Source organism: Parvimonas pharyngis, assembly GCF_046569675.1.
Taxonomy (GTDB): Bacteria; Bacillota; Clostridia; order Tissierellales; family Peptoniphilaceae; genus Parvimonas.
In genome coordinates this window covers 133,754-155,961 of sequence record NZ_JBKICJ010000003.1, presented here as the reverse complement: position 1 = coordinate 155,961, position 22,208 = coordinate 133,754, and the positions used below count along the sequence as shown (strand labels likewise).

At 29.1% G+C, this 22,208-nt stretch carries 17 protein-coding genes, 14 tRNA genes and 1 pseudogene; 27 read left to right on the top strand and 5 right to left on the bottom strand.

Going from position 1 to position 22,208, the window contains the following annotated elements; all coding sequences use genetic code 11:
* Positions 1-370 precede the first annotated feature (370 nt).
* Positions 371-1,171 (bottom strand): CPBP family intramembrane glutamic endopeptidase, encoded by an 801-nt coding sequence (locus ACLGL0_RS04810; protein ID WP_411013833.1) that lies wholly within the window; start codon positions 1,169-1,171, stop codon positions 371-373.
* Entirely contained in the window at positions 1,171-1,866 is a 696-nt protein-coding gene (locus ACLGL0_RS04805) for a Crp/Fnr family transcriptional regulator (protein ID WP_411013832.1), read from the bottom strand. Before ACLGL0_RS04805 ends, ACLGL0_RS04810 begins: the two co-directional genes overlap by 1 nt.
* A 409-nt stretch (positions 1,867-2,275) precedes the next feature.
* Between ACLGL0_RS04805 and ACLGL0_RS04800 the strand changes: the two genes are divergently transcribed.
* The 23 genes from ACLGL0_RS04800 (at position 2,276) to ACLGL0_RS04690 (ending at position 15,717) form a co-directional block, all read left to right on the top strand.
* Positions 2,276-2,929, top strand: a complete 654-nt coding sequence (locus tag ACLGL0_RS04800) for a cupin domain-containing protein (protein WP_411013831.1) — start codon at positions 2,276-2,278, stop codon at positions 2,927-2,929.
* Between the two features lie 843 nt (positions 2,930-3,772).
* A complete protein-coding gene (locus ACLGL0_RS04795) occupies positions 3,773-5,308 on the top strand; it encodes a YjjI family glycine radical enzyme (protein ID WP_411013830.1) in 1,536 nt (511 codons plus the stop codon).
* Positions 5,298-6,143 carry a YjjW family glycine radical enzyme activase gene (locus ACLGL0_RS04790; RefSeq protein ID WP_314557736.1) on the top strand — a complete coding sequence of 282 codons (846 nt, stop codon included), beginning with the start codon at positions 5,298-5,300 and terminating at the stop codon, positions 6,141-6,143. Before ACLGL0_RS04795 ends, ACLGL0_RS04790 begins: the two co-directional genes overlap by 11 nt.
* Positions 6,144-6,319: 176 nt before the next feature.
* Positions 6,320-10,837: a leucine-rich repeat domain-containing protein gene (locus tag ACLGL0_RS04785; RefSeq protein WP_411013829.1), complete on the top strand. Its 4,518-nt coding sequence runs from the start codon at positions 6,320-6,322 to the stop codon at positions 10,835-10,837.
* A gap of 144 nt (positions 10,838-10,981) precedes the next feature.
* Positions 10,982-11,431, top strand: a complete 450-nt coding sequence (gene tsaE, locus ACLGL0_RS04780; protein WP_314557734.1) for a tRNA (adenosine(37)-N6)-threonylcarbamoyltransferase complex ATPase subunit type 1 TsaE — start codon at positions 10,982-10,984, stop codon at positions 11,429-11,431.
* Positions 11,431-12,114, top strand: coding sequence for a tRNA (adenosine(37)-N6)-threonylcarbamoyltransferase complex dimerization subunit type 1 TsaB (gene tsaB / locus ACLGL0_RS04775; protein WP_411013828.1), 684 nt, complete (start codon positions 11,431-11,433; stop codon positions 12,112-12,114). The genes tsaE and tsaB overlap by 1 nt, the downstream gene beginning before the upstream one ends.
* Positions 12,115-12,546, top strand: a complete 432-nt coding sequence (gene rimI / locus ACLGL0_RS04770) for a ribosomal protein S18-alanine N-acetyltransferase (protein WP_411013827.1) — start codon at positions 12,115-12,117, stop codon at positions 12,544-12,546. It begins immediately after the preceding gene.
* A complete protein-coding gene (gene tsaD / locus ACLGL0_RS04765) occupies positions 12,546-13,556 on the top strand; it encodes a tRNA (adenosine(37)-N6)-threonylcarbamoyltransferase complex transferase subunit TsaD (RefSeq protein WP_411013826.1) in 1,011 nt (336 codons plus the stop codon). Before rimI ends, tsaD begins: the two co-directional genes overlap by 1 nt.
* A gap of 191 nt (positions 13,557-13,747) precedes the next feature.
* A tRNA-Glu gene (locus ACLGL0_RS04760) sits at positions 13,748-13,822 on the top strand.
* 30 nt (positions 13,823-13,852) lie between these two features.
* Positions 13,853-13,928: transfer RNA gene (locus tag ACLGL0_RS04755), tRNA-Val, on the top strand.
* A gap of 5 nt (positions 13,929-13,933) precedes the next feature.
* A tRNA-Asp gene (locus ACLGL0_RS04750) sits at positions 13,934-14,010 on the top strand.
* Positions 14,011-14,017: 7 nt separating this feature from the next.
* Positions 14,018-14,093: transfer RNA gene (locus ACLGL0_RS04745), tRNA-Thr, on the top strand.
* A 22-nt stretch (positions 14,094-14,115) separates the two neighbouring features.
* Positions 14,116-14,200 (top strand) — tRNA-Tyr (locus ACLGL0_RS04740).
* 39 nt (positions 14,201-14,239) lie between these two features.
* A tRNA-Gly gene (locus ACLGL0_RS04735) sits at positions 14,240-14,313 on the top strand.
* 4 nt (positions 14,314-14,317) lie between these two features.
* Positions 14,318-14,394, top strand: a tRNA-Arg gene (locus ACLGL0_RS04730).
* A gap of 5 nt (positions 14,395-14,399) precedes the next feature.
* Positions 14,400-14,476, top strand: a tRNA-Gln gene (locus ACLGL0_RS04725).
* 7 nt (positions 14,477-14,483) lie between these two features.
* Positions 14,484-14,559: transfer RNA gene (locus tag ACLGL0_RS04720), tRNA-Lys, on the top strand.
* A gap of 5 nt (positions 14,560-14,564) precedes the next feature.
* A tRNA-Ser gene (locus ACLGL0_RS04715) sits at positions 14,565-14,653 on the top strand.
* A 4-nt stretch (positions 14,654-14,657) separates the two neighbouring features.
* A tRNA-Ser gene (locus ACLGL0_RS04710) sits at positions 14,658-14,748 on the top strand.
* A gap of 7 nt (positions 14,749-14,755) precedes the next feature.
* A tRNA-Ile gene (locus ACLGL0_RS04705) sits at positions 14,756-14,832 on the top strand.
* 72 nt (positions 14,833-14,904) lie between these two features.
* Positions 14,905-14,978: transfer RNA gene (locus ACLGL0_RS04700), tRNA-Trp, on the top strand.
* A 34-nt stretch (positions 14,979-15,012) separates the two neighbouring features.
* A tRNA-Phe gene (locus tag ACLGL0_RS04695) sits at positions 15,013-15,088 on the top strand.
* 452 nt (positions 15,089-15,540) lie between these two features.
* The gene (locus tag ACLGL0_RS04690; RefSeq protein ID WP_411013825.1) at positions 15,541-15,717 is read left to right on the top strand and encodes an HTH domain-containing protein; all 177 of its coding nucleotides are present in this window, start codon (positions 15,541-15,543) and stop codon (positions 15,715-15,717) included.
* A 97-nt stretch (positions 15,718-15,814) separates the two neighbouring features.
* Here the strand turns inward: ACLGL0_RS04690 and ACLGL0_RS04685 are convergent, their stop codons facing one another.
* Together ACLGL0_RS04685 and ACLGL0_RS04680 are read right to left on the bottom strand one after the other, a co-directional pair.
* Positions 15,815-17,074, bottom strand: a complete 1,260-nt coding sequence (locus ACLGL0_RS04685; RefSeq protein WP_411013824.1) for a helix-turn-helix domain-containing protein — start codon at positions 17,072-17,074, stop codon at positions 15,815-15,817.
* Between the two features lie 110 nt (positions 17,075-17,184).
* Positions 17,185-17,664 carry an IS30 family transposase gene (locus ACLGL0_RS04680; protein WP_411013909.1) on the bottom strand — a complete coding sequence of 160 codons (480 nt, stop codon included), beginning with the start codon at positions 17,662-17,664 and terminating at the stop codon, positions 17,185-17,187.
* A 211-nt stretch (positions 17,665-17,875) separates the two neighbouring features.
* Between ACLGL0_RS04680 and ACLGL0_RS04675 the strand changes: the two genes are divergently transcribed.
* Together ACLGL0_RS04675 and ACLGL0_RS04670 are read left to right on the top strand one after the other, a co-directional pair.
* Positions 17,876-18,502 (top strand): TetR/AcrR family transcriptional regulator, encoded by a 627-nt coding sequence (locus ACLGL0_RS04675; RefSeq protein ID WP_411013823.1) that lies wholly within the window; start codon positions 17,876-17,878, stop codon positions 18,500-18,502.
* Positions 18,502-19,014: an HdeD family acid-resistance protein gene (locus ACLGL0_RS04670; RefSeq protein ID WP_411013822.1), complete on the top strand. Its 513-nt coding sequence runs from the start codon at positions 18,502-18,504 to the stop codon at positions 19,012-19,014. Before ACLGL0_RS04675 ends, ACLGL0_RS04670 begins: the two co-directional genes overlap by 1 nt.
* A gap of 121 nt (positions 19,015-19,135) precedes the next feature.
* On the opposite strand, the pseudogene ACLGL0_RS04665 reads toward ACLGL0_RS04670, so the two are convergent.
* A pseudogene (locus ACLGL0_RS04665) lies at positions 19,136-19,362 on the bottom strand (transposase); the annotation flags it as partial.
* A gap of 900 nt (positions 19,363-20,262) precedes the next feature.
* Between ACLGL0_RS04665 and argF the strand changes: the two are divergent.
* Together argF and arcC are read left to right on the top strand one after the other, a co-directional pair.
* Entirely contained in the window at positions 20,263-21,255 is a 993-nt protein-coding gene (gene argF, locus ACLGL0_RS04660; protein ID WP_314557725.1) for an ornithine carbamoyltransferase, read from the top strand.
* Between the two features lie 9 nt (positions 21,256-21,264).
* Complete coding sequence (gene arcC / locus ACLGL0_RS04655) at positions 21,265-22,200, top strand: carbamate kinase (RefSeq protein WP_314557723.1); 936 nt, start codon at positions 21,265-21,267, stop codon at positions 22,198-22,200.
* Positions 22,201-22,208: the final 8 nt, after the last annotated feature.

Sequence of the window (22,208 nt, the reverse complement as noted above, 5' to 3'; positions counted from 1 at the left end):
TTTGATAGATATGAAAAATCTATTGAATGGAGATATGGTTTTTAAGTCCTTGATAGGAATATTGTTTGATTTTATTTTATTTTTTATAAGTTTAGATAAGGTATTTGATAAAAATAGAAAAAACTAATTATAAATATTTTTTTTAAAAATTAAGTAGAGAATAAAAAATATAATTTAATATTTCCTTAAAAAGAAAAACATCTAATATGTAGTTTTACTATAATTAGTGAATTTAATAATAAGTCATATAAATCAAAACAATTATAAATAAGAACCCCACCCTTCCACGATGCTTCACATCGGGTGGGTACCCGGGAACCTTGTTGTTTCACAATAAAAAAAGCTATTGAAGTAAAACTTCAATAGCTTTTTAATTGTATAACATTACTAAGAATGCAATTAAATTATTGATAAAATGTCCTAATACACATGGGAATAAAGATTTTGTTTTTTCGTAAATTAAACATCCAATAAAACTTGGAACAAAATACAATGGTATTAGATATAATCCATCATGAATAATACCAAATACAAAGGCTGACACAAATGCTGGTAAAAATATTTTTAAAAGCTTTCCTTTGTTTTGAAAAATTTCATGTAGAAATGTAAATATACCATATTTAAAAGCAATTTCTTCTCCGATTGGAGCGGCTACCAGTAGATTAAAAATCAATAACTTGTTATATTTTAATGATTCTGCTATGCTTTCAGTATTTCCACTTCTAAAATCCAATCCAATAATTGAATATACATATGAAATTACAAAATTCCATAAAATCATAATTATCCCAAGACCAATACCTATTAAAATTAGTTTTGCAATGGAAAACTCAGTTTTTTTAATAGAAATACTATCTTTTCGATCTTTGTATATTAACAGTGCAATTACAAAAGTTAAAATAGTAGCGATAGAACCTAGTATACTAGATACAAATTTGGTAAATACTTCATCATTTTCTACAAGAGATGGATTATTTACAAAAAAGTTCTTTACTATTTGTAAATCGAATATAATTTCGTCAATCAGAGTAAATCTAAATAATAAACCGACTATTATAAAAAACAAAATTGGAGTTAAAAAATAATTTAAAACAATTATAAAAGATTTTATATTAAATCTTTTTGTTGTAACTTCTGAATTTTCTATAGATTGGTTATTAATATCTATCATTATTCGTTATCTACGCCTTTTTCCTTTGAGTATTCTAGTAAATTATCGTAATTTTCTTTTGAAATAATAATTTTACCAGTTTTTCTTGAAATGCAATTTCTATCTATCAATTCATTTAAATATCTATACATTGTTCTTTCGTTAATTCTCAAATAGTCTGAAATAACTTTTTTTGTTAGAGAAATCTTAACAGGGAATTCTACATCAACACATTTTGATAAGAAGAATTCAATTAAGTTTTTCTTTCTTCCGTAGTTTTTAGTTAAATCAAATGTAGCTATTGAATGTTTTGCGAAATCTAATAAAAATTGATTATAAACTTTTAACAGTTCAATGCTTTCAGCTTCCTTTTCAAATCTTTCTACTGGAATTCTAATAAGCCTTGTATCTTTAAAGAATGCAACACTTTTATAGAAGTCGTGTTTATTGTCCATAAACTCAAGCAATCCAAAAATAGAAGTATTAGTTATATGATTAAATACTATTAGTTCCCCAACTGGAGTGAAGTGAACAACATTGGCACTTCCTCTAACTAATAAATATAAATAATCCAATTTATCATTTTCTTTGATTATAACAGTTTTCTTCTTAACTTTAAGAACTGTGAATTCTGAATATAATCTTTTATCTAGTTTTAAATCAAAGTTTTTTTCAATTAAAACTTTTCTTAAAAGTGTAACTAATCTACTTTCCATAATGTCCCTCCTTATTAATCTAATACTACATTATTATAATATAAAAAAGAAAAAAAATAAAGAGGAAATGACAAGTTTTTTAAAAAAATTTTAATTTATAATTTTTTAATATTTTTACTTCAAAAAAATTTAGTTCCATAAAATCCAAAAAAACACTTATACAACATTTGTTTATGTTGATATTTGTGATAAATATTAGATGTTTTATTTTTAGTTATATATAGCATATTAAGAATAATATCAAAAAATATTAATTAAACTTATGTTATTATTATAAACGTTAAAAAATATACAAATAAAAAATAGGTAAAAATATTAAAAATAATATATATACACTGTTATTTTTAAATTTGTTTGGGTATATATATTCTGAATACATATTATATTCAATAATAATAGGAGGTGCATTTTGAAAGAAAAGGTAGGGAAAGTATATTCCATAGCCGAAGATAATAAAGCACTAGAAGGATGTACTGTATCTAAAGAAGTTTATGGCGGAGAAAATTATATAGCATATTTTTCAATGGCAGAAGATACTGATATAAGTGCAGAATTATTTCCTTACTATAAGCTATTGATTGTAGCAGAAGGAGAAATTGAAGTATATGGATTTTCAGAAAAAACAAAAATACTAAAACAAGGTGATAGTATTTTTACACCGATAGAAATTCCTGTTGGAATGAGAACAAAATCGGGAGCAATATTTACAGAAATAGCAATAAAAGAGGAGGATTTTATGAATAAAGCAGTAAAACCAGGAGAAGTTTTTAAATTAGGAGAATTATTAGAATACCAAGAAGGTAAAATAGTTAATATGGACGTTGTTCATAATGATCAAATGAAATTTGTATTAATGGCATTTGATGCAGGAACAGGATTATCAGAACATTCAGCACCAGGTGAAGCAATTGTATTTGCATTAGATGGTGAAGGAATAATCGGATATGAAGGAACAGATCATGTAATCAAAGCCGGAGAATGCTTCCATTTTGCAAAAGCTGGAAGACATTATGTAAAAGCTGAAAAGAATTTCAAAATGGCATTGCTTTTAACTTTGGAATAAAATTTTAAATTTTTAAGATAGATAAAAACGACCGTATGGTCGTTTTTTTGTGGGAAATAATAATTTTATGAGATTTCCAGAGTCATTGTATCAAAAGATACAACGACCCCGTCAGACCTACTTTTGTTTACAAGTAAACAAAGTTAGGGCTAGATTGACTACGCTCGAGATGACGTAAAAGGTAGAAAAATTCGTTTAATAGCTTGACGTTATCAGTAGATAAACTTCAAAAATATATAGAAATTAAATAGTTTACATTAAATTACTTTGGAAAGAAAATTACCTACTATGTAATCTCGACCGAAGATAAGCGAAGCTGAGTGAAGTAAATTTAGTACTAACTTTGCTCGTTTACAAGCAATAGTAGGTCTGACGGGAACAATTGTATTTTCTGATAGAATTGTCTGGAGATTTCATAAAGTCATTGTCTTTACAATAATTCAGTATTATTTAATATCAAAAAAATATTTCTAAAAAAAATAAAACAATTTACGTCATAGAACCTTACAAAGAAAATCTCCCAACACGTCATCTCGACTGTAGCGTAGCGAAATGGAGAGATCTCATACATTTGCTTGTTTGCAAGCAAATGTAAATATATCATAGATATATTATATATGGAAATTTTATATTAAAGATGAATTTATAAAATTTCTATAGTTGATTTTCAATACTTATTTTTTATAATTCCTTTGTAAAATGTTGTGATGTAAAAATTTTTTTACTCAATAATTCTCAAAATTTTTACTTAAAAAAGACAATTTACAGTATCATTTTTGAGATTATTCATATATAATATGGGTAAATAGTAAATGACTTTTTGACATAAAATTGGAGGTATTTATGATTTCTAAAATAAAAACACTAGAAGAAGCAAGAGAATTATCAATGAATATAATTAAGGCTACGGATTTAACTTTCGAACAAAAGACTTCTCAACTTGCAAAACTTGCAGAAAATTTGAATGATTTTCCTGAAAGTTCAGTAAATGATAGAATTTTTGAAATTTCTGAAAATGGAGGTTTCTGCGATTTGTGGGAGGGTCATGCGCCTTACGCACCAAGATATATTTGCCCTAATTATCAAAAACTTTTGGATGAGGGTTGTAAATTTTTACGTCTTGAAAAATCAGAAACTTTACTTGATGCAATTAATAATTTATTAATTTTTTATCATCATGTTCCTTCTGTAACAAGATATCCAGTATATATTGGTAAGATTGATAAGCTTCTTGATCCGTTTATTACAGATAGAGAAGAAGCTAAAAAATTAATTAAATGGTTCTTAGTTTCTTTAGATAGAACAATTAATGACAGTTTCTGTCATGCAAATATTGGTCCAGAAAAAACTGTTGCTGGAGAAATCATTTTGGAATTACTTCCAACTTTAAATAATGTTACTCCAAATATGACAATTCTTTATGATGAAGATATTACACCAGATGATTTTGGAGAAAAGGCAGTTTATGCATCTCTTTTAACTGCAAATCCAGCATTTGCTAATGATAAATACTATAGAAATGATTTTAAAGGAGATTATGCAATAGCAAGTTGTTACAATGGTCTTCCAATTTCAGGAGGAGCTTTTACACTAAGTAGATTAAGACTTGGTTCTCTTGCAAGAAGTGCAAGTTCAAAAGAAGATTTCTACGGAAGAGTTTTACCAGAAGCAATTGATTTAATGTGTAATTTCATGGAAGGTAAGATTAAATTCTTAGTTGAAGAAACTCCTTTCTTTAAAGAAAATTTCTTAGTTAAAGAAGGATTTGTTGAATTAGATAGATTTGTTGGACTTTTTGGAGTTGTAGGACTTCATGAATGTGTTCAACAACTTCTAGAATTTGAAAACAAAGATTTAGAATTTGGTAAAGATGAATATGCAAATGAACTTGGAGTTGAAGTTATGAATTTTGTTGAAAAGAGAGTTAATTCTTTTGAAAGCAAATATTCAACTTTCTGGAATCATAGATTTATGCTACACTCACAAGTAGGAGCACAAGATGATATTGAAGATAGTGCAGGTGTTAGAATTAGAATTGGTAAAGAAATACCAATGTATGATCATATTAAACATTCAGCATTATTCCACAAATATTTCCCATCAGGAATTGGTGATCACTTCCCATTTGACGAAACTGCTGAAAAGAATCCATCTGCCGTTTTAGATATCTTTAAAGCTGCATTTAGATTAAATATGAGATATATTTCATGCTATGGAGAAAATGGAGATTTGATTCGTGTAACTGGTTATTTGGTTAAAAAATCAGATATGCAAAAATTCATTGATGGAGAAAGGGTAAGCTACGATACTGTTCAATATGCTAGAGATGCTTTTGAAAAATATCATTTATTAGAACGTAAGGTTAGAGATGTCAAATAAAGGAATTATAAATAAAATAATAGATATGTCGGTGGTAGACGGACCTGGAAACAGGACGTCTATTTTCCTTCAGGGTTGTAATTTTAATTGTTTTTATTGCCACAATCCTGAAACTATAAAACATTGTATTAATTGTATGGAATGTATTCCTTCTTGTTCAACAAAGAGTTTAACAAATGTTAACGGGAAAATTGTTTGGAATGATAAGACTTGTATCAATTGTGATGAGTGTATTAGAGTTTGTCCACATCTTGCAACACCAAAGATATATAATTGGACTGTTGAAGAAACTGTTGAGAGAATAAAAAAGAATATTCCTTTTATTAGAGGAATTACTGTTAGTGGTGGAGAATGTACACTTCAACATAAGTTTTTAACTCCACTTTTTACTGAGGTTAAAAAACTTGGTCTTACTTGTTTTGTTGATACAAATGGTGGAATACCTTTTAAGAGACTGCCTGAATTTGTTGAAGTTGCAGATGCTTTTATGCTTGATATAAAGGCTTTTGACAATGAAGAACATCTTTTTATAACGAAAACTAAGGTTGATGTCGTTTTAGAAAATGCAGATTATCTTGCGAGTTTAGATAAACTTTTTGAGATAAGAACAGTAACAATTGCTGGAATGGACAATAGAACAACAGTTGATAAGATTACAAAGATGCTTTCCAAATACATAAAAATGGGACATAAAATTAGATACAAAATAATAAAATATAGAAAATATGGTGTTAGAGAAGAATATAGTATGTTCTCAGCTCCAGTTGATGAAGAGATGGAAGAATTAAAGCAAATTGCACTTAAAAATGGTTTTGAAGATGTTATTATTGTTTAAATTCTTGTAAATTTAAAGCAAAAGAACTAGTTAATAGTTCTTTTTTTGTATAGAAAAAATTAATTGTTAATCTTACTTGCATAAATATTTTCTATTATACTTAATTACAATTGTATGTTAAAATAATATTGTATATGTATTTTTATGATGTATATTTATTTTTTAGGAGGGATTAAATGAATAAGAAAAGTGCATTAGGATTAGCTTTACTATGCGGTTTGTCTTTTTCACAAGTGTGCCATGCAGCTAATGAAACGGTAGTTTATAACAAAGATGGACTAACTGTTAATTTAATTGCAGATGGAGATGGAGTATTTAAAATTTCTGTTGAAAATAATACTGGAAAAGATATGATTGGAGTAAAGGTAAAATCAGATGATATCAAAGGCTTAAAAATAATTAAGGGAAAAGAATTAAATCTTGGCGATATAAAAGCTGGAGAAAAGAAAGTATTAGAAAGTGAAAAGTTACAATTTGAAATAGTTCAAGCTATTGAAAATAGTATAAAGAATGGAAAACTTGCAAAGACTGGAATTAGTGGAGTTTACAAGGTAAATGTAACAATAGCAGTTGCGGGAATAGTAGGGATAGTTTGTGTATTAGTATCAAAGAAAAGAAATGCTAAGAGATTACTATCAGTAGCTGTAGGAACTGGAATATTAATGTCTTCAATTTTAGGATTTAGTTCAAGTGCAGATACAGAATACAAAAATTCTGCTGATTTAAGTGGAAATATAGTTGTAAGTGGAAATACTTATGAATACACTGGAGTGTTGTTGTGGAATGATGCCGATTCTACTGGAGAAAATAATCAGGGAGGAAACAATCCAGGAGGAAACAATCCGGGAGGAAACAATCCTGTTGATAATGAGGAAGAAGATAAAATTGTTGAGTTTGAAGATGAAAATTTAAAACAATTCATTCTTGATAAATTACATGCTTATGAAGGTGAAGATAGTTTTGAAGTTGAAATGAATGAATATAACTTTAAACTTAATGATAAATCATATAGAAAAGATAAAAATTCAAATGAAATATACAAGAGTGATTTGGAAAAAATTGAAGCTATTGGAATTAGAGGAATGAACGCTGCTGAAGATAAACTTATAGAAGTTAGTAGTATTAAGGGTCTTGAATATTGCAAAAACTTAAAAACTCTTACAATTTCATCTGGAGAAATTCCTGATGACGATGAAGCAATAAGATATTCAGAAGGAGCAATTAAAGATTTAACACCACTTGCTGGACTTAAAAATCTTGAATTATTAAGACTTTCTCATAATGAAATATCAGATGTTACTCCTTTAAAGGATTTAACTCAATTAAAACATTTATTTATTTCACATAATAACATTTCAGATGTTAGTTCGTTGAAAGATCTTACAAATTTAGAAGATTTTGATATTGCTGTTAATAAAGTTCCAGATATTAGCATCGTTAAAAACTTTACAAAATTAAATTTATTAGATATTTATTCAAATAAAATATCAGATATTAGTAATGTAAAAAGTCTTGATAAATTAACATATTTAAGAGCTGATAATAATAATATTGAAGATATTAGTGCTTTAAAAGACTTAAAATTATTAGAAAATTTAGATTTAGGAAATAATAAAATTAAAGATATTTCCGTTATTGATGGTTTGACAAAATTAACTAAATTAAGCTTAAAGGGAAATAATCTAGACAACTTTAATTTAACACATCTTACTAAGCTTGATGATTTAAATCTTCAAAATAACAAGATTTCAGATGTTTCATTCTTAGAAAAAGTAAATAAATTAACAAGCTTAAACTTAAATAAAAATAATGTTGAAAATATTGAAGCTATAAGTAATTTAAAAGACTTAACTTATTTATATTTAGATAAGAATAATGTAGAAAATATAGATGCTTTAAAATCATTAAGCAAGCTTTCAAACGTAGTTCTATCAAATAATAAGATTTCTGATATTTCAGCTCTTAAAGACTTAAATGAACTTGCGAGTGTTAAAATTGATGGAAATAAAGTTAAAGATTTTTCACCAATAAATGATAAGAGTACTATTTTTGAAAAAGTTATTCATAATCAAAATGTAAATATTGAAAATGTTGAAGCTAATGATAAGGTTGTAGAAGTTGATAATCCTTATGTTGGACTTGATAAGATCGCTAAAGGTGGAAATCCTGCTGTTAGTACAGAAGCTGAAGGTGTTAGCGTTGCTTTAGAAAATGGTAAATTAAAATTAACTTTAAGTGATGATGCTTTCAATAATATCTCAGAAGATGGTCTAGAAGTAAAAGTTAAATATGAATTTGAAAATGAAATGGACTATGTAAATAATCCGACTGAATTATTTGCAAATGTAAAATTAACAAAAGCTGCAGAAAGATATGTAGATATTGAAGATGGAAAATTACTAAAAGTAATAAATAAAAATTTAGACAAAAATAGACCTGATGACCAAAAAGTTACTGTTGAAGAAATGGAAAGCTTAACTGAATTATCTATTTTTTTAAAAGACAATGGAAGTGCTGATTTTAGCGAAAATGCAAAATACTCTATACTTGGGGTACCAACAAGTTTAGCAGGAACAAAAGACTTTAAATTTGCTGTTACAAGAGGGATGAAAAGTATCAAAGGTTTGGAATATGCAAAAAATCTTAAAAAGTTAAAATTAAACGAAAATGAAATTTCAGATATTACACCACTTAAAGATTTAACTAAATTAGAATACTTAGAAATTCAAAGAAATAGAATTGTTGATATTAAACCATTAGAAAAATTAACAAATCTTAAATTTTTAAAATTGTACAACAATTTAATTGAAGATATATCACCTCTTGCAAATTTAACAAATTTAACAGGATTAGATTTGCATTACAATGTAACAGTTGAAGGAGATGAACTTCATAAAATACCATCTAAAGGAATCACAGATATTACTCCTTTGAAAAATTTAAAAAATTTAACTTTTTTAGATTTATCAGCTAATAGAATAGAAGATGTTTCAATAATCAAAGGATTTGATAAAATTGAACATTTAGATATTTCGGGAAATAGAGTTAAAAATTATGAAGGATTAGGAGAATATCTTGCAAAAAGACTTGGAGACGCTTTAAATGAGGGTATTGGAAGTATGCAATTTTCAGGTCAAACTGTAGATTTAGGAAAAACTGTTGAAGTAAATGCTAATGAAGTATCTTTCGAAACTCCATTTAAAGGAATTAAAGAACTTGGAGTTGCTTTAGGAGAAGTTTTTGGAGCAGAAGAAGCTTTAAATCCATTTAGTGAAATTTCAACTGGAAAAGATGGAATAGAAGCAAGTTATGATTTGGATTCAAATACGATAACTTTAAATATATCTGATGATGTTATTGCAGAAAACAAAGGAAAAGAATTGAATTTGAATTTAAAAATGTCATTAGATGAATATACTTGGACATTAAAGAATGTAAAACTAAAATTTAGTGTTGATGAAGTAATTGTATCTGATGAGTATAAAGATTTTTATTTTGATTTGTTTAACAAGTATAGTAAATTTCATAAGAAATATGTAAATTTAACAGATGAAGCAAATAAACTTTTTAATGAAAAAAATAAGCCAATGAAAGATAAAAATTTTACTAAAGAAGATATGGAAATGTTAAAAACTTTTGTTGTTGTTGATAAGAATGTTACGGACAAAATGATAGAACCTTTAAAATATTCTAAGAATTTAGAAGAATTTAAGGTAGAATTAAATAAATCAAACTTAACAAGAAATGTAAATAATTTTGATTTTTTGTCTAAAACACCAAATTTAAAACAATTTATTTATCAAAATCAGGATTATAAACACGCAAAAAAAGAAATATTTCCAGAAAATATAGATTTTTCAAAAAATGAATCTTTAGAAAAAGTTATTATTTCACAAACAAATTTAAGTAGTATTAAAGCTTTTGAAAAATTAAAATTAAAGCAATTAAGCTTGCAAGATAATGAGATTACTGATATAACTCCTATTAAAGATATGGAAACTTTAGAAAGATTGGATTTAGATAATAATAAAATAGTAAATTTACCTAATTTATCAAAATTGCAAAGATTAATTACTCTATATCTTAGAGATAATAAGTTATCAGATATCTCTAATCTTGAAGAACTAAAAAATCTTGAAGCTTTACATCTTAGAAATAATAAGATATCAGATATTTCAAGTTTAGAAAAGTTACCAAAATTGCATAGACTATATATCGATAAAAATGAAAATCTTAAAAATTATATTAAGAATATTAAAAATCTTAATGGAATAAATACTTTATTTGTTGACGAAATCACAAAGGAAGATTTTGATTGGCTAAAGACATTTTCAACTAGAGGTGCTGTTGATGCAACTGAAAACGAAGATAGAATTAGAATGTTCAATTTTGAAAAATTGGAAATTCCAGTTAAAGTTAAGAAAAATGATATAAAAGATGGTTTTATAGAGATAGATAATCCGTTAAAAGATTGGAATGATATGTCTATTGAAGCCGCAGATGATGAATCAGGAAAGAATCCAAATCTAACTTTTGAGTCAGATAAAATAAAAATAAAAGTTCAAGATAAAAATGAGTTCCGCGAAGCTTATAATATTTATGTTGAAAACTATGAAGTTGAAGGGTATGGAGATTATAGTCAACCACCATCAATTTCTGGAAAGATTGTTTTAAATATAAAAATTTCAGAATAAAGAATATTAAGGAGACTGCTAGTCTCCTTTTTGTTTTACTGTTATAAAAATAATTTTTGTGATATAATAACATTAATTTAATTATCAAAAATATATTATAATAAAATAAAATATAATTTATATTTAGAAAATAGGAGGGAAAATTTGTTAGAGATTATTTTAAATTCTTTAGATGAATGTGATAATTTTTCTAAAAGATTTTCAAAAACATTAAGAAATGGAGATGTAATTTCATTAATTGGTGATCTTGGAGCTGGGAAAACTACTTTTACTAAATTTTTAGGTAAGAATTTAGGTATTGAAGAAGATATTACTTCACCAACTTTTAATTTAGTTAATTTGTATTCTGGAAAATTTGAGTTTAATCATATGGATTTATACAGAATTGATTCTCCAGAAGAACTTTACCAAATAGATTATGAAAATTACTTTTATCCAGACGGAGTTACTGTGATTGAGTGGGCAGAAAATGGAGGATATTTACTTCCTAAAAATTTGATTGAAATTGAAATTTTAAAAGTTTCTGAAAACTCTAGAAAAATAGTGATAAAGGGAAATAATAAAAGAGAATTGGAAATTATAGAGGGATTATAATGAAAATTTTAGCGATAGATACGTCAACAACTCACAGTTCATGTGCGGTTATGGATGATAATAATATTGTTGGGGATTTTAGCATAAATCAAAGTATGAGTCATAATGAGATTTTACTTGTTATGGTTGATGAAATGCTAAAAAAATTGAATATTGATATAGAAGATATTGATTTATTCGTGGCTGTAACTGGTCCGGGATCTTTTACAGGAATAAGAATAGGGGTTACTGTTGTTAAGGCATTAGCTATGGCTTTAAATAAACCGATAGTTGCTGTAAATACATTGGAAGCTCTTTCTTTTGGAGTGTTTGCTGATAAAAAGAAAATTCCTTTGATAGATGCAAGAGGTGAAAGAGTCTATTATGGAGTTTATGAGGGAATAAACAACGAAAATATAGTTGCTCCTGCTCTTTTGACTATTGATGAACTTTTGGACGAATTCTCAGATAAAGGTGAATTTGTATTTGTTGGTGATTGTGTTAATCATTACAAGGATAGAATTTTAGAAAATAAAAATTTTGAAATCACTCCTGCTTGTTTAAATAGTTGCATTTCAAAAAATGCATGTGTTATAGGGAAACAAAAATTTGAAAGAGGAGATATTTCGGACTGTTTTAGTTTGAGTCCTGAGTATGTTAGGCTTTCACAAGCACAAAGAGATTTGGAGAATAAAGGTAAGTAGATGATTTCATACAGATATGCAGTAAGTGAAGATGTATTTGATATTTTGAATTTTGATAAAGAGTATTTTTCTAATAATTTTGATGAAAAATTTTATATTGAATATATTGAAAATAAGAAAGTATTAGTAGCAAAAGAGAAAGATGTTGTAGGTTATGTTTTATTTAATCAAATTTTTGATGAAGCAGAAATCTATAAAATTGTCGTTTCAAAAGATTTTAGAAACAAACAAATAGCTTATAATCTCATTGAATTTTTAATAAAAGAATTAAAGTTAAGAGATGTTTCTAAAGTATTTTTAGAAGTACGAGAAAACAATATACCTGCAAGAAATTTATACAAAAAATGTGGATTTGTAGAAATTAGAAAAATTGTTGACTATTATAATAATCCAAAAGAAAATGGAATTATGATGTTAAAAGAGGTAATTTAATGAAAGATATTAAAATAATGGCAATAGAAAGCAGTTGTGATGAAACAAGTGTTGCTGTTGTAAAAAATGGTAGGGAAGTTATTTCTAATGTAATTTCTTCTCAAATAGATATGCATAAAAAATTCGGAGGAGTTGTTCCAGAAGTGGCTAGTAGAATGCATTTAGAAGTTATTAATAATATAGTGAGAGAAGCTTTAGATGAGGCTAAAATTACTATAGAAGAAATAGATGCTATTGCTGTAACTAAAGGTCCTGGACTTGTAGGAGCTTTACTTGTTGGAATTTCTGAAGCAAAGGCTTTATCATATGCTTGTAAAAAACCTTTAATAGGAGTTAACCATATGAAAGGTCATATTTGTGCTGCCTTAATAACACATAAAGAATTAGAACCTCCATTTATATGTCTTTTAGTATCGGGAGGACATACTTATCTTGTGCATGTTAAAGGTTATAATGATATGGAAGTTATAGGAAAGACAATTGATGATGCTTGTGGAGAAGCTTATGATAAGGTAGCAAGATGCCTTGGAATGAATTATCCAGGAGGTCCAGAAGTTGAAAAACTAGCAAAACTTGGAAATGAAGAAGCTATAGATTTTCCTAGGGTAATGCTTGATAAAAATAGTTATAACTTTAGTTTTAGTGGATTAAAAACAGCAGTTCTTAACTATTTAAATAGTAAAAAACAAAAAAATGAAGAAATTTCAAAAGAAGATGTCTGTGCTAGCTTCCAAAGAGCAGTTTTCGACGTTCTAATCTACAAAACAGAAAGACTTATGAAAGAGAAAAACTTGGATAAACTTGTAGTTTCAGGTGGGGTTTCAGCTAATAATACATTAAGAACAGAGATAGAAAAAATGTGTGAAAAGAATAATTTCAAATCGTATTTTCCGTCAAAAATACTTTGCACAGATAATGCTGCAATGATAGCATCTTCTGGCTACTATGAGTATATTTCAGGGGTTAGAAGTGATTTAACTTTAAATGTTGAACCGAATTTAGAATTGTAAATTTCAAAAAAAATTTTTTAAAAAAAGTGTTGACAACTAAAAAAATAAAGTGTATAATATTCGAGTAACTGTTTAAGATATGCATTTTTAAAAGAGTTTGAATTCAAAAAAATCAAAAAAGTATTGACAAATAGTTAGTTATGGTATATAATTATTAGGCAGTCAATTTTAAAACAGAAATTGATTGATGAGGCCCCATGGTCAAGCGGTTAAGACATCGCCCTTTCACGGCGGTAACCCGGGTTCGAATCCCGGTGGGGTCACCACTTTTATTTAGTAGGTTTGTGGTTATATTTGGGCGCATAGCTCAGTTGGGAGAGCATCTGCCTTACAAGCAGGGGGTCATAGGTTCGAGCCCTATTGTGCCCACCAAATAAGGCCTGGTAGTTCAGTTGGTTAGAATGCTAGCCTGTCACGCTAGAGGTCGTGGGTTCGAGTCCCATCCAGGTCGCCACTAATATGCTGGTGTAGCTCAATTGGTAGAGCAACTGACTTGTAATCAGTAGGTTAGGGGTTCAAGTCCTCCCACCAGCTCCAATCTACTTTATGTAGGTTATATGGAGGAGTTCCCGAGTGGCCAAAGGGGACGGACTGTAAATCCGTTAGCTGCGCTTTCAGTGGTTCGAATCCACTCTCCTCCACCAATTTAATTTTTGTTAAGACCATAAAGTTTGAGATTATATGCGGGTGTAGCTCAGTGGTAGAGCCCCAGCCTTCCAAGCTGGTTGCGAGGGTTCGATTCCCTTCACCCGCTCCATTTTGCACCTATAGCTCAGCTGGATAGAGCAACGGACTTCTAATCCGTGTGCCAGAGGTTCGAATCCTCTTAGGTGCGCCAACCTTTGGGGTATAGCCAAGTCGGTAAGGCACTAGACTTTGACTCTAGCATTCCGCAGGTTCGAGTCCTGCTACCCCAGCCAATTTTATGATTCATTAGCTCAGCCGGTAGAGCACCTGACTTTTAATCAGGGTGTCCGGGGTTCGAATCCCCGATGGATCACCATTCATGGAGAGGTATCGAAGTGGTCATAACGAGGCGGTCTTGAAAACCGTTTGGGTTCACGCCCACGTGGGTTCGAATCCCACCCTCTCCGCCACAATGGAGAAATACTCAAGTGGCTGAAGAGGCTCCCCTGCTAAGGGAGTAGATCCTTTACGGGATGCGAGGGTTCAAATCCCTCTTTCTCCGCCAATAATTTGGGCCTTTAGCTCAGTTGGTTAGAGCGCCCGGCTCATAACCGGTAGGTCCCGGGTTCAAGTCCCTGAAGGCCCACCAAATTATCTGCAGATATTTCTTTTTTAGAAATATCTCTTATTTTATAGAGCTATAATAAAGGATTGATATTGTAGGGGTATAGTTCAACGGTAGAATGTCGGTCTCCAAAACCGCTGATGAGGGTTCGATTCCTTCTACCCCTGCCATTTACATAGTATTACAAAGTAAAAAAAATAATATGCCCAGATAGCTCAGTCGGTAGAGCAGAGGACTGAAAATCCTCGTGTCGGTGGTTCGATTCCGCCTCTGGGCACCAGATCTGTAATTCGAGAAATCTGTTACGGATTGCTATTATTCCTGCGAGTGCAGGATTTTTTTTACTCATTTTTAGAAGATTATATTAGGCCCAGATAGCGAAAAGTCGGTATAAGAGAGTAACCAAAATATCGAGAAGAAGTCGAAGATATTTTGTGTTAATATCTTAGTCTAGTACAAAGTACGAAAAGATGAGTTATGAAAAAATAAAATAATGAAAATCTTAAAAAGTAAATAAAATTGAATAGTTAATAAATAATTATCATCTGAAAGAGTCAGAGGACTGAAAATCCTCGTGTCGGTGGTTCGATTCCGCCTCTGGGCACCAGATCTGTAATTCGAGAAATCTGTTACGGATTGCTATTATTCCTGCGAGTGCAGGATTTTTTTTGTCTATTTTTAAGTGGGGGATTTTTGGTATAATATTAATATCAAGTAAAAGGAGGGATAATAATGGAATTAAATGAAAAAATTATTGATTTACTAAAATCTTCAGAGCCTCTTAAAAGTGGAGAAATTTCCGAAAAATTAGGAGTAGATAAGACTGAAGTAGATAAAGTTTTAAAAAAACTAAAGACAGAAGAAAAAGTTATTTCTCCAAAAAGATGTTATTATTCTGTTGAAAAGTAAGAACCCCACCCTTCCACGATGCTTCGCATCGGGTGGGTTCCCGGAAACCTTGTTGTTTCACAATAATAAAAGCTGTTGAATTGTTCAACAGCTTTTATTATATTTCTTTATCTTGTAATTTTAAGTTTTTTCTAAATTCAGTTGGTAACATCTTTTGATATTTTAGGAAATTTCTATTAAATGTTTTAACTGTGTTATATCCGACTTCAAATGCAATATCAGTTATTTGCATGTCTGTTTTTAATAATAATTTTGTTGATTTGTTTATTCTTACAAAATTTAAAAAGTTTTTAAAGTTCTTTTCTACATAATATATAAATAGTCTATTAACTTCTGTAATTGATATTGAAAAGTCCTTACATATACTTTCAATTTCAATGTCTTCGCTAGAATTTTTGACTACAAAATTTAATATTCTGTAAAATTTTCTTATATTTTCAATTTGACAGATTTGAGAAACTTTGTTGAAAGTCTGTCTATATTTATTTGGATTTTGTCCTGTTCTTGCTGTAAATACTTTTGATAGGTGAGAACGGTCGGAAAATCCTGTTATTTCAGCGATTTCTTCAATATCTAAATCTGTATATAGTAGCATATCCATCGTTTTTCCGATTCTCATCTCATTTATTAGATTATTAAAAGAAAGACCTGTTGTTTCTTTTACATATCTATTTATTGTAGACTCACTCATGAAAAATAGTTTGGAAATTGATGAAATTGTTAATTTTTCACTTAAATGAGCGTGGATGTATCTAAATATATTAATTTTATCAAAACTTTCATCTACTTTTCTCTTCTTGTTATTATCCTCTTCGTCTTGCAATCTTCTGTAAGTTATAATTAAGTCGATTATTTTATTTAGTACATAAGCAGAAGATATAGGATTTTCATTTTTATTATATAATGATGAGTCCTCTCCCAGTTCTTCTCTTAACATATCAAAAACATTAGAAAAATATTTGAATTGTTCAGAATTACAGTGAATAACGGGATTATCATAAAATGAGTTTATTAAACTTAAATTTTCTGCATCGACATTATAAAATGACTTTATTATTTTATTAGCACTATCGAAGTTATATTTAAGAATAAAATACTGCATAGTTTTTGATACTTCTACAACTTCTGTATATTCCCAAGGTAAAATACAAACTAGAGTTCTATCTTTTATTTCATATATATTATTTTGTATTCTAATCTTAGCAGAACCTTTTTTTATAAGTAAAAATCTTGCTGATTGATGAAAAAGTCCTTTTGTGGGGGATGTAATAATTTCTCTATCAATACTATACATACTCTCTTCGTTTATATACGAATTAGCTTTGTTTTGTATCTCTATTCCAATTTGTTTATTCATAATTTCTCCTAAAAAGTTTACTAAATTAATGACTATATTATAAGTATAAATCATAATCTTTTATATGTAAAGATTTTTCTACTGGTAAATTGTTAAGTCAAGTGCAACATTTAATATAAGTTTCCAAACAATTCTTTGTTAGGTGTTTTAAAATTTATACATTTTCTAGGTCTATTATTAAGCCTTGATTGTACTAACTCTAATTCTTCTTCATTCACTTGAGATAAATCCATCCCCTTTGGATAATATTCTCTTAGAAGTCCATTTGTATTTTCATTTGTTCCTTTTTGCCAAGCACAATATGGATCACAAAAATATGTTTTACATTCTAATTTTTCTTCTATTTTCAAGTATCCTGAAAATTCTTTTCCTCTATCAAAGGTTATTGTTTTTACCATTTCTTTTGGTAAATCTCCTAAAGCATCTATAACCGCTCTTGTAACATTCTTTTCTGTTCTATCTGGTAGTAAAATGACCTTACAATATCTTGATTTTCTTTCTACTAATGTAAAAAAACAATATTTACTTTTTCTCTTGAGGTCAAATCTTACAGATTCTACTGTGTCTCCTTCCCAATGCCCATAATCTATTCTTTAAAGATAGAAGAACAGAAGTTTAACGTTTTTGGAAAAGAAGTTCAAGTTTATTTCGGTGTCACTAGAACAACAAGTTTATCCATTGAAAAGCCACCACTAGCGTTATCATCGTAAGTTGTTTTCTTACATTTTGATAAATTTTTGAGAAAGTTGATTAATATTTTAGACTAAAGGGTATATAATTAACAATTGTAGAGGTGAACACATGAAAAAAGAAGAAAAAACAAGACTACGAAGAGAGAAAATCATTACAGCTGCTTTGGTTGAATTTGCTACAAAAGGCTATCAAGGTTTTGTAATCAATGAACTTTGTAAAGTGGATGGTATTTCCAAAGGAGTTTTGTATCATAATTTTTCAGGGAAATCAGACCTCTATCTAACTTGTATTCAAGAGAGTTTTGAGAAAGCTTTGGCAGTGTTTCTAGGGGTGGATGGTCAAGTGTCCTCTTTAGCTGATTATATGGAAAGACGTCACCAATTTTATCAGCAATACCCAGAACATAGCCACATTTTCTTTGAGGCAATGATTGCGACACCAGAAGAATTGGAAGCAGACATAGCACCCCAGAAAGCTATCTTTTTGGACTTGAATGAACAAGTTTGTCAAAAACTTATATCAGAATCCAAACTGAAAGAGCATATTGATGAGAAGCGAGCTATGGCCTATCTGCGATTGATTCAGGATATGTTTCGCTCCTATTATTTAACTGTTTCGTCAGATAGCAGTTTGCCTGACTTGGTTTCAGGATATGAACGTCAATTATCACAAGTACTGGATATGATGATTTATGGAATACTAGAGGAAGAGTCCTCTAAGAAAGGAGAAAAATAATGTCGAAAAATTGGAAATGGTTGTTATTAATCGCGGGTATTTTTGCAGTTTTGACAGGTTTTAATATGATTGCATATCCTGCTGTTAGCTTGGCTTCCATGACTTTCTTGTTTGCGCTTGTATTTGTAGTTCAAGGGATTTCTGAGATTGTACAATACTTCAAATCAGAAGAAAAGCATGGCTGGAATTTATTTGGGGGAATTGTTACCCTTATCCTCGCTCTTACTTTGTTCTCAGGTAGCTTTATTGAAATGGTATTTTTTGTACCATTTATCATTTCTATCTGGGCCTTAACAAATGGTATTACAAAAACTATCGTTGGTTTCGAGGTTCGTAAGATTGATAAATCGGTAGGTAATCCTCTAGTTTGGATGGGGATTTTAGGAATCGTAGTAGGTTTAATCATGATGGGACACCCATTGATGACTAGTATATTCATTAGTTACAACATTGCCTTTGTCTTTATTTATCAAGGTATTGTGGCTATTGCTCAATTTTTCAAGATTAAATAAGAAAAAAAGACTCTTTATCAACTGTAGTGGGTTGATAAAAAGTTACAACCTGGAGAGGACCAAATTGGTTCTCTCCTTTTTGGTATTCAAAGCAATGAGAATTCTAGTTTTAAAATTTTCAAGGACTAAACCCATCCATAATAATAATTTTCACCTGACAGCGAATAGCTCTATCGTATCTAATAAAGTGATTTCGGATAACGCTTGTGTTCTGCCCTCAAGAACAGTGATGATATTTAGCTTTTCAAAATCTTGAGCAATAAAGATCATCTTTCCCTTAGTAAAGGAGTACTCGTCCCAGGACATAATCTTTTGTAGATGTGAAAAATCATGCTCAAAGTGGAAGTTGATGTGGTTTTAACATTTTATAAACTACTCCCTTGATATATTTGTTCTGGAGACCATTGTTATAATATTTTGGCTTCTATATATTTTATCGAATTGTGATCAAATTTAGAATTTCTTTTATATTCTATTCTTCTTTTTTCATATTTCTTTTGAGCGACTATTGGAAAATACCTCTTAAAAGATGAATTTTTATTATTAGTTTTAATTTTGTTTCTATTAATTTCTCTTGAAATTGTACTAGGATACCTCTTAATTGCTTTTGCTATTTACCTTATACTCATTCCTAAATTTAAAAATTGGTATATACAACTTCTTTCAAATATGGTAATATGTTTGTAACCCATAGAGTAATCCTACTGTTAATTGTTAGTTTAGTCACCTATATTTTAACATAGATTCTCTATGAGTTTTTTGTTGCACTTAATATGATAAATTATCTATAAGAAAGTGTCTTTTTTATATAAAAATTATAAAAAAAAATCATTATATAAATTAAATAAATTTTAAAATTAATATTTTTAAACAATTATAATAAATCAAAGGACAAATTAAATAATAAAAAGAGTAAAAATAAGTATAAAAATAATAAAAACAACTTAAGTATAAAGTGTTTAATTTTATATCTAAAATAATAAATTTTAAGCAATATTTAAAAGTCATACTAAAAAAATTATGGAATTTAGTGGAAAGTAAATCTTTTTAGATAATTATAGATTTAATATATAAAAATCGTAGTATTAATTTGTAAAGTAAAAAAACGCAAATCAAATGTCAAAGAAATAAATAAAGAGTAATACAAATTTTGGTAAATAAAATGTCCTGAATTTTTTTGTAAATATTGTATAATAAGAGTGTATGGGTACTTTTATTGTACCAAATATAATTTAAAGGAGAATTGTTATGAGCAAAAACTTAAGAGGAAGAAATTTCCTAACATTATTAGACTTTACAAGTGATGAAATTCGTTACCTTTTAGATCTTTCTAGAAATTTCAAAGATTTAAAGAGAAGCGGAACTCCTCACCGTTATTTAGAAGGAAAAAATATAGTATTATTATTTGAAAAGACTTCAACTAGAACTCGTTGTTCTTTCGAAGTTGCAGGTATGGACCTAGGTATGGGAGTTACTTACTTAGATCCAGGTTCATCTCAAATGGGTAAAAAAGAATCTATTGAAGATACTGCAAGAGTATTAGGAAGAATGTATGATGGTATTGAATATAGAGGATTCAGCCAAGAATTAGTTCAAACATTAGGAGAATATGCAGGAGTACCTGTATGGAATGGTTTAACAGACAAATTCCACCCAACTCAAATGTTAGCTGACCTTTTAACAATTGAAGAAAAATTCGGATATTTAAGAGGATTAAACTTTGTATATATGGGAGATGCAAGAAACAACATGGGTAACTCACTAATGATAGCTTGTGCTAAAATGGGTGTAAACTTCACTGCTTGTGCTCCAAAAGAATTATGGCCAGAAGAAGAATTAAGAGAAAAAGCACTAGAAATCGCTAAAGCAACTCATTGTACAGTAAGCTTTGAAGAAGATGTTAAAAAAGCTACTACAAATGCTGATGTAGTTTACACAGATATTTGGGTATCAATGGGTGAACCAGACGAAGTTTGGGCTGAAAGAATTAAATTATTAAAACCATACCAAGTAAACAAAGAAGTTATGGCAAATGCTAAAGAAACTGCTATCTTTATGCACTGCTTACCTTCATTCCACGATCAAAAAACTGTTATCGGTAGAGAAATTTTCGAAAAATTCGGAATTCCTGAAATGGAAGTTACTGATGAAGTTATTGAAGGACCTCAATCTGTTGTATTTGATGAAGCTGAAAATAGAATGCATACAATAAAAGCTATTATGTATGCTACTTTATGGTAAGAGGTACAAATGGGAAAAAGAATAGTTGTAGCTTTGGGGGGTAATGCTTTAGGCAATACCCCTTTTGAGCAATTAGAAAAAGTTAAAATCGCTGCCGATATTATTTCTGATTTAGTTAAAGAAGGAAATGATGTTATTATCGGACATGGAAATGGACCTCAAGTAGGAATGATTAATTTAGCTATGGATTATTCAGCAAATGGAAAGGAAAAAACTCCTTTAATGCCACTTGTTGAATGTGGAGCTATGAGCCAAGGATATATAGGTTATCATTTACAACAAGCTTTAGGTCAAGCATTCAAAGAAAAAGGAATTAATAAAACTGCTGTATCAGTTATAACTCAAGTTGAAGTTGCTGAAGATGACAAAGCATTTGAAAATCCAACTAAGCCAGTTGGAATGTTCTACACAAAAGAAAAAGCTGAAGAATTAGAAAGAGAAAATGGATTTACTTTCGTTGAGGATTCAGGAAGAGGATATAGAAAAGTTGTTCCTTCACCAAAACCATTACACATTATTGAAATTGATGCTATTAGTAAAATGGTTGAAGCAGGACTTACAGTTATCACTGTTGGTGGTGGTGGAATACCTGTTGTTAATAAAAATGGTAGATTAGTTGGTGTTGATGCAGTAATTGATAAAGATAAATCAAGTGCTGAACTTGCATCAGAATTAAATGCTGATTTCCTTTTAATTTTAACTGCAGTTGATAAAGTTTGTATTAACTTTAATAAGCCAGACCAAAAAGAATTAGACGAAATCACTGTTGAAGAAGCTAATAAATATATTGCAGAAGGTCAATTTGCTAAAGGAAGTATGCTTCCTAAAGTTGAAGCTTGTTTGGATTTCGTAAAAGGTGGAGATGATAGATGTGCTATCATTACTTTACTAGAAAAAGCATCAGATGCTGTAAAAGGTCTTACAGGAACTAAGATAGTTAAGTAGGAGGACGA

Excerpts from the sequence above, each read along its gene's own strand:
- ACLGL0_RS04690 (WP_411013825.1), top strand. The coding sequence starts at position 15,541 with ATGGAATTAAATGAAAAAATTATTGATTTACTAAAATCTTCAGAGCCT.
- arcC (WP_314557723.1), top strand. The coding sequence starts at position 21,265 with ATGGGAAAAAGAATAGTTGTAGCTTTGGGGGGTAATGCTTTAGGCAAT.
- ACLGL0_RS04790 (WP_314557736.1), top strand. The coding sequence starts at position 5,298 with ATGTCAAATAAAGGAATTATAAATAAAATAATAGATATGTCGGTGGTA.
- ACLGL0_RS04810 (WP_411013833.1), bottom strand. The coding sequence starts at position 1,171 with ATGATAGATATTAATAACCAATCTATAGAAAATTCAGAAGTTACAACA.
- ACLGL0_RS04795 (WP_411013830.1), top strand. The coding sequence starts at position 3,773 with ATGATTTCTAAAATAAAAACACTAGAAGAAGCAAGAGAATTATCAATG.
- ACLGL0_RS04675 (WP_411013823.1), top strand. The coding sequence starts at position 17,876 with ATGAAAAAAGAAGAAAAAACAAGACTACGAAGAGAGAAAATCATTACA.
- ACLGL0_RS04670 (WP_411013822.1), top strand. The coding sequence starts at position 18,502 with ATGTCGAAAAATTGGAAATGGTTGTTATTAATCGCGGGTATTTTTGCA.
- rimI (WP_411013827.1), top strand. The coding sequence starts at position 12,115 with ATGATTTCATACAGATATGCAGTAAGTGAAGATGTATTTGATATTTTG.
- ACLGL0_RS04785 (WP_411013829.1), top strand. The coding sequence starts at position 6,320 with ATGAATAAGAAAAGTGCATTAGGATTAGCTTTACTATGCGGTTTGTCT.
- ACLGL0_RS04805 (WP_411013832.1), bottom strand. The coding sequence starts at position 1,866 with ATGGAAAGTAGATTAGTTACACTTTTAAGAAAAGTTTTAATTGAAAAA.
- argF (WP_314557725.1), top strand. The coding sequence starts at position 20,263 with ATGAGCAAAAACTTAAGAGGAAGAAATTTCCTAACATTATTAGACTTT.
- ACLGL0_RS04685 (WP_411013824.1), bottom strand. The coding sequence starts at position 17,074 with ATGAATAAACAAATTGGAATAGAGATACAAAACAAAGCTAATTCGTAT.
- tsaB (WP_411013828.1), top strand. The coding sequence starts at position 11,431 with ATGAAAATTTTAGCGATAGATACGTCAACAACTCACAGTTCATGTGCG.
- tsaD (WP_411013826.1), top strand. The coding sequence starts at position 12,546 with ATGAAAGATATTAAAATAATGGCAATAGAAAGCAGTTGTGATGAAACA.